Here is a 6,194-nt window from a genome sequence, read left to right as displayed (position 1 = left end):
GGGAACGGGTCAGGCGTACGCACACAGCGCCGGACGGAGCGGACCGAGCGGCGCCGCGCAGCGCGCCAGGGCGTCATGGCCGTCGCGGCCTCGGCCGTCGTGGCCGTGGGCACGGTCGCCGGACTGGTGTCCGCGGCGAGCGGCGAGGACGCGCACGACACGGCGCGGCCGGAGGCGAGCAGTTCACCGCTGCCCCTTCCGCTGCCGGCCCGCCCCAGCCCGTCACCCTCCTCTTCCACGACCACGGCCGCGCCGCCGTCCTCGCCCGCCGCAGCGCCGAAGGCGTCCGCGAAGTCCGCGCCGGGCCGGTCCGCCCGCAAGGAGACATCGACCACCGGCGCCCGGCTGTACCGCCATCCGCAGTCGCAGGTCCTCGACTGGGTACGGGACCATCCCGGCGACCCGCGCAGACCGCTGATCGAGTCACGGATCGGAGACCAGCCGGCCGCGGTCTGGTTCGCCGCCCACAACCCCGGCGAGATCGCCGGCCGGGTGCGCTCGGTCACGGCGGGCGCGGCGGCAGCGGGCCGCGTTCCGGTCCTCGTGCCGTACGCGATCCCCGACCGGGACTGCGGCGGCGCATCCCAGGGCGGGGCGCCCGACCTCGCCGCGTACGACGACTGGATACGGGAGTTCGCCGAAGGACTCGGCAGCGGACCGGTCCTCGTGATTCTGGAACCCGACTCGATAGCCCTTGCCGACTGCCTCTCCGGCGGCGAACGGGCCGCGCGCTACGCCTCGCTCGCCCGTGCCGGACGCACGCTCAAGTCCGCGAACCCGCAGGCGAAGGTCTACTTCGACGCCGGCCACTCCGGCTGGCACTCCGCGACGAAACAGGCCGCCCAACTGCGCGCCGCGGGCGTCGCGGACAGCGGCGACGGCATCTTCACCAACGTGTCCAACTTCCACCGCACCGCCGACGAGGCGCGGTACGCCCACGAGGTGCTCGCCGCCCTCGGCGGCCCGGCGCACCTCGGCGCGGTCATCGACACCAGCCGCAACGGCAACGGGCCACCGGAGCCCGGGAACTGGTGCGACCCGGCGGGCCGGGCGCTCGGGCGGACGCCGACGACCGCGACCGGCGAGGCCCGGATCGACGCCTACCTGTGGATCAAGCTGCCGGGGGAGTCGGACGGCTGCAAGGGCACGGCGGGCACCTTCACGCCCGGCTACGCCTACGACTTGGCGACCGGCTGACCGCCGCCGCCCTCCTCGTCGTACGTGGACGTGCCCGCGTCCAGCAACGGCTCCTGCGGCTTCATGTGCGCGGGCGCGAAGGCGCGCAGGAAGTGGTAGCCGGTGATGACGACGATGGTGCCGAGGGCGATCCCGCTGAGTTCGAAGGTGTCGGTGAACTTCAGGCTGACGCCGCCGACGCCGATGATGATGCCCGCCGCGGCCGGCACAAGGTTCAGCGGGTTGCGCAGATCCACCTTGGCGTTGATCCAGATCTGCGCGCCGAGCAGGCCGATCATCCCGTAGAGGATCACGGTGATTCCGCCCAGGACCCCGCCGGGGATCGCGGCGACGACGGCGCCGAACTTGGGGCAGAGCCCGAAGAGGAGCGCGAAGCCCGCGGCGGCCCAGTAGGCGGCCGTCGAGTACACACGGGTGGCGGCCATGACGCCGATGTTCTCGGAGTACGTCGTGTTCGGCGGGCCGCCCACGGCGGTCGACAGCATCGACGCGGCGCCGTCGGCGGCGATGGCCGTGCCGAGTTTGTCGTCCAGCGGGTCGCCGGTCATCTCGCCGACGGCCTTGACGTGGCCCGCGTTCTCGGCGATCAGGGCGATGACGACGGGCAGGGCGACCAGGATCGCCGACCACTCGAAGCTCGGGGCGTGGAAGCTCGGCAGACCGATCCAGTCGGCCTCGGCGACGCCGGAGAGGTCGAGGCGCCAGTGGTCGACCGCCTCGGTACCGCCCGTCGCCGAGTGGATCTTGCCGAAGATCCGGTCGAAGACCCAGGAGACGGCGTAGCCGAAGATCAGCCCGAGGAAGATCGCGATACGTGACCAGAAGCCGCGCAGACACACCACGGCCAGCCCGGTGAAGAGCATCACGAGCAGCGCGGTCCACTGGTCCTGCGGCCAGTAGGTGGCGGCCGTGACGGGCGCCAGGTTGAAGCCGATCAGCATGACCACGGCACCGGTCACGATGGGCGGCATCGTCGCGTGGATGATCCGCGCACCGAAGCGCTGCACGGCGAGGCCCGCGAGGAAGAGCGCCAGGCCGACGACGAGGACCGCGCCGGTGACGGTGGCGCTGTCGCCGCCGGTGGCCCGGATCGTCGCGGCGACACCGACGAAGGAGAGCGAGCAGCCGAGATAGCTCGGGATCCGGCCGCGTGTGGCGAGCAGGAAGATGATGGTCGCGACGCCGGACATCATGATCGCGAGGTTGGGATCCAGGCCCATGAGGACCGGCGCCACGAACGACGCGCCGAACATGGCGACGACGTGCTGGGCGCCGAGGCCGGCGGTCCGCGGCCAGGAGAGACGTTCGTCGGGGCGGACGACGGCTCCGGGGGCGGGCGTTCGTCCGTCGCCGTGCAGGCTCCAGCGCACGCCGAAGTTCATGCGGGCTCCACTTCCGAGGGTTCCTGGATCCCCGCAATGGTACGGGGAGCCTCAGGTTCCGGTTCCATCCGCGAACTGCGCGACCGGGAGGCGGGCAGGGTTGTGCGGGCGGGCATCTCGGCTGCGTACACCTGCGATTGCACCATGATCACAATCAGGGCGAGGAGGCCGCTGCCGATCTCGGGCTCGGGCTCGGGCGGCATGCCGTCAGGCGCGTATCTCCGGCGCCGCCGCCTTCGCGGCCACCCCGGAGGTGGCGGGATCCGCCCCCCGCGCACTGCCCCGCAGCACCCCCGCCCCCAGCACCAGCCCGAACGCCAGCACGGTCACCAGCCCGAACGACACCACCAGCGACGTCAGATCCGCGATCCCACCGATCGCGGACGGCGCGATCAGTCCCGAGGTGTAGGTGATCGTCGCGACACCCGCGATCGACTGGCTCGCGTTCGTGCCGGTGCGCCCCGCCGCGGCGAAGGCCAGCGGTACGACGACGGCGATGCCGAGCCCGATGCAGCCGAACCCCGCCATAGCGGCCACCGGGTGCGGCGCCACCACGACCAGAACTCCGCCGGCCGTCGCCAGCGCGCCGCCGACGCGCACCGTACGCACCGGGCCGAAGCGGTCCACCACCCGGTCGCCCAGCAGCCGGGCCACCGTCATCGTCAGCGCGAACACCGTGGTGGACGCCGCCGCGAGCCCCGCCGACGTACCCAGGACGTCCCGCAGATACACCGCCGACCAGTCCAGGCTGGCGCCTTCCGCGAACACCCCGCAGAACCCGATGGCGCCGATGACCACCGCGGAGCGCGGCGGCAGCGCGAACCGCGGTGGCGGCTCCTCGTCCGGCGTGCTGCGCAGATCCAGGACGCCCCGACAGGCCAGCAGACCCAGGGCGGTGAGCACGGCGGAGGCGGCGAAGTGGTGGATCCGGGCGTCACTGCCGAGATGCGCGGCGAGGGTGCCGGCCGCCGAACCGACGAGGGCGCCGGCGCTCCACATGCCGTGCAGGCCGGACATGATCGAGCGGTCCAGGCGGTTCTCCACCTCGACGCCGAGAGCGTTCATCGCGACGTCGGACATGCCGGCCGTGGCGCCGAAGACGAACAACGTGGCGCTGAGGGCGTAGACATCGGGCGCGAGCGCCGGGAGGGCGAGAGCGAGCGTCCACAGCGCGAGCAGCCCGCGCAGCGCGGTGCGCGCACCGAAGCGGTGACTGACCGTCCCGGCGAGCGGCATCGCGAGGGACGCACCGATCGCGGGGAACGCGAGCGCCAGACCGAGCTGACCCGCGCTGACCCCGGCATGGTCCTGGATCCAGGGGATACGGGTGGCGAAGCTGCCGGTCACGGCACCGTGCACACAGAAGACGGCGGCCACGGCATACCGCGCCCGCCTGAGCCGCTGCGCGCTGTACGCGGTTTCGGTCGACATGCGAGGCAAACTATCAGGAACCCTGCCTGATAAATAGAATGGCAGCGCGGATCTGGAAGGATTCCCGGCATGCCCGCATCCCCGAGCACCGCACGGGCCATCAACGACCGGCTCGCCCTGCGACTGCTGCAGGACGAGGGCCCGTTGACGGCAGGTCAGCTGAAGACCCTGACCGGACTCTCCCGCCCGACGGTCGCCGACCTCGTCGAGCGGCTGCAGGGTTCGGGACTGGTGCAGGTCGTGGGCGAGGCCGGTGAACAGCGCCGAGGCCCCAACGCCAGGCTCTACGGCATCGTCGCCGACCGTGCGCATCTGGCGGCCCTCGACGTGCGGACCCAGGGCGTCTCGGTCGTGGTCGCCGACCTGCTCGGTGCCACGCTCGCCGACGCGACGCTCCCGATCGGCACCGACACCGGCACCGAACCCGCGGTCGAGCGGGCCGTCGCCCTCCTGGAGCGCACGGCGCGCACGGCGGGCGTGGCGCGGCTGCACAGCGTGGGCATCGGTGCGCCGGGGCTCATCGACCCCACGACGGGCGAGCTCCGTGACTCCACCAACCTGCCCGCCTGGCACCGCAGGCTCGTCGCCGACCTGCAGGAACGCCTGCCCGCCACCGTGCTCGTCGAGAACGAGACCAACCTCGCCGCCGTCGCCGAACAGCGCCTCGGCGCCGCCCGCGACCGCGACACCTTCGTCCTCCTCTGGCTCGGCCAGGGCGTCGGCGCCGCGCTCTTCCTCGACGGCCGCCTCCGCCGCGGCGCATCGGGCGGCGCCGGCGAGATCGGCTTCCTGCCGGTCCCGGGCACGGGTGCCCTCCCCTCCGCCGACGGGTGCGACGGTGGCTTCCACTCCCTCGCGGGCGGCGCGGCGGTGGCCCGACTTGCTGAGCGGTACGGGCTGCGCGAGGACGCCGAGTCGTCCGTGCGCGCGGCGGTCGCCGGGCTCGAGGACCGCTCCGGGGCGCCCGCTTCAGAACCCCTCCTTGCTGCCGCCCCTGCCGAGGCGTTCCTCGAAGCGCTGGCGGAGCGCGTCGCGGTCGGTGTCGCCGCGGCCGTTGCCGTACTCGATCCGGGGTGCGTCGTACTCGGCGGCGAGATCGGGCACGCGGGCGGGGCCGCGCTCGCCGCACGGGTCGAGCGGCGGCTGAACGCGATGTCCCCGCTCAGGACCGAGGTCCGGGCCGGTGAACTGGGGGGCGCGGGCGTACTTCACGGCGCGCTGCTCACCGCCCGCGACGCGGCGCAGGACGACCTCTACACGACGGTCCGCCAGAGCGGCCGAGCGCCGAGCCCGGCGGACGGGGAACCTACGTCGCCGTGAGGGACCACGCGCGCAGGAAGTCCTCGAAGGTGCGCCTGCCCACGGCGTGGTCCGGAGCCAGGTTCCTGCCCTGCTGCAGGGCACGGAACGTCCGGCCCGGGACCCACAGCGGCACCAGCACGCGGCGGCGCCCGGTCGCCCGCAGATACAGCTGCGCCAGTTCGCGCAGCGTACGCACCTCGGGCCCGCCCATGTCCGCCACTCGGCCCGCCGGTGCACCCGCGGCCAGCTCCGTGAGCCGGTCCGCCACCTCGCCGGTCTCGATCGGCTGGATCCGGACTCCGGACGCCACCGGCATCAGCGGCAGCTTCGACACCCCCTGCAGGATCCGGAACACCAGGTCGTGGAACTGGGTCGTCCGCAGAACCGTCCAGCCGATCCCGGACCCTTCGATGATCTCCTCGCCCCTGAGCTTCGTCGCGTAGTAGCCGAGCGGCACGAGATCCACCCCGACGATCGAGATGTAGACGAGGTGCCCGACGTCCGCCCGCTGCGCCGCCGCGACGAGATTGCCCGCGGCCTTCTCGTCCCCGCCGGTCTGCGTGGACGCACAGTGGACGACCACGTCCACACCGGCCAGCGCCGCGTCGAGCCCGGATCCGTCGCGCAGATCGAGGGGATACGCGGCCGAGTGCCGGCTCAGTACGCGGACGTCGTGGCCGCGCTCGCCGAGGCGGGCGACGACGTGCCTGCCCAGCGTTCCCGTGCCGCCGGTCACCAGCATCGTGGTCATGAGGCCAGCCTGACAGACGAGGGACCGGCGCGCCGAGGCTCGGGTGGCGGCCGCCGACGGCCGGCGACCGGCGGCCGAGGACCCGGCGGCGGCAAGGGCCGGGAACCGCCGCCGGGCGTTCTCGCGAGCGC

5 protein-coding genes are annotated in these 6,194 nt (G+C 73.3%); 2 read left to right on the top strand and 3 right to left on the bottom strand.

Annotated features, from left to right (window positions below; genetic code table 11):
* Window positions 1-75: 75 nt before the first annotated feature.
* Window positions 76-1,197: a glycoside hydrolase family 6 protein gene (locus ACWCP0_RS34660; protein ID WP_451082726.1), complete on the top strand. Its 1,122-nt coding sequence runs from the start codon at window positions 76-78 to the stop codon at window positions 1,195-1,197.
* Here ACWCP0_RS34660 and ACWCP0_RS34655 read toward each other — a convergent pair.
* Together ACWCP0_RS34655 and ACWCP0_RS34650 are read right to left on the bottom strand one after the other, a co-directional pair.
* Window positions 1,176-2,579, bottom strand: a complete 1,404-nt coding sequence (locus ACWCP0_RS34655) for a uracil-xanthine permease family protein (protein WP_451082723.1) — start codon at window positions 2,577-2,579, stop codon at window positions 1,176-1,178. The two genes, ACWCP0_RS34660 and ACWCP0_RS34655, sit on opposite strands and share 22 nt — an antisense overlap.
* A 207-nt stretch (window positions 2,580-2,786) precedes the next feature.
* Entirely contained in the window at window positions 2,787-4,010 is a 1,224-nt protein-coding gene (locus ACWCP0_RS34650) for an MFS transporter (protein WP_451082722.1), read from the bottom strand.
* A gap of 69 nt (window positions 4,011-4,079) precedes the next feature.
* Between ACWCP0_RS34650 and ACWCP0_RS34645 the strand changes: the two genes are divergently transcribed.
* Window positions 4,080-5,330 (top strand): ROK family transcriptional regulator, encoded by a 1,251-nt coding sequence (locus tag ACWCP0_RS34645; protein WP_451082721.1) that lies wholly within the window; start codon window positions 4,080-4,082, stop codon window positions 5,328-5,330.
* Here the strand turns inward: ACWCP0_RS34645 and ACWCP0_RS34640 are convergent.
* On the bottom strand, window positions 5,317-6,063 hold the full coding sequence (locus tag ACWCP0_RS34640; RefSeq protein WP_451082720.1) for an SDR family oxidoreductase: 747 nt from the start codon (window positions 6,061-6,063) through the stop codon (window positions 5,317-5,319). The two genes, ACWCP0_RS34645 and ACWCP0_RS34640, sit on opposite strands and share 14 nt — an antisense overlap.
* Between the last annotated feature and the right edge of the window lie 131 nt (window positions 6,064-6,194).

The sequence above is a fragment of the Streptomyces sp. NPDC001970 genome, from assembly GCF_053594115.1.
This window is presented reverse-complemented; position numbering and strand designations above follow the sequence as displayed.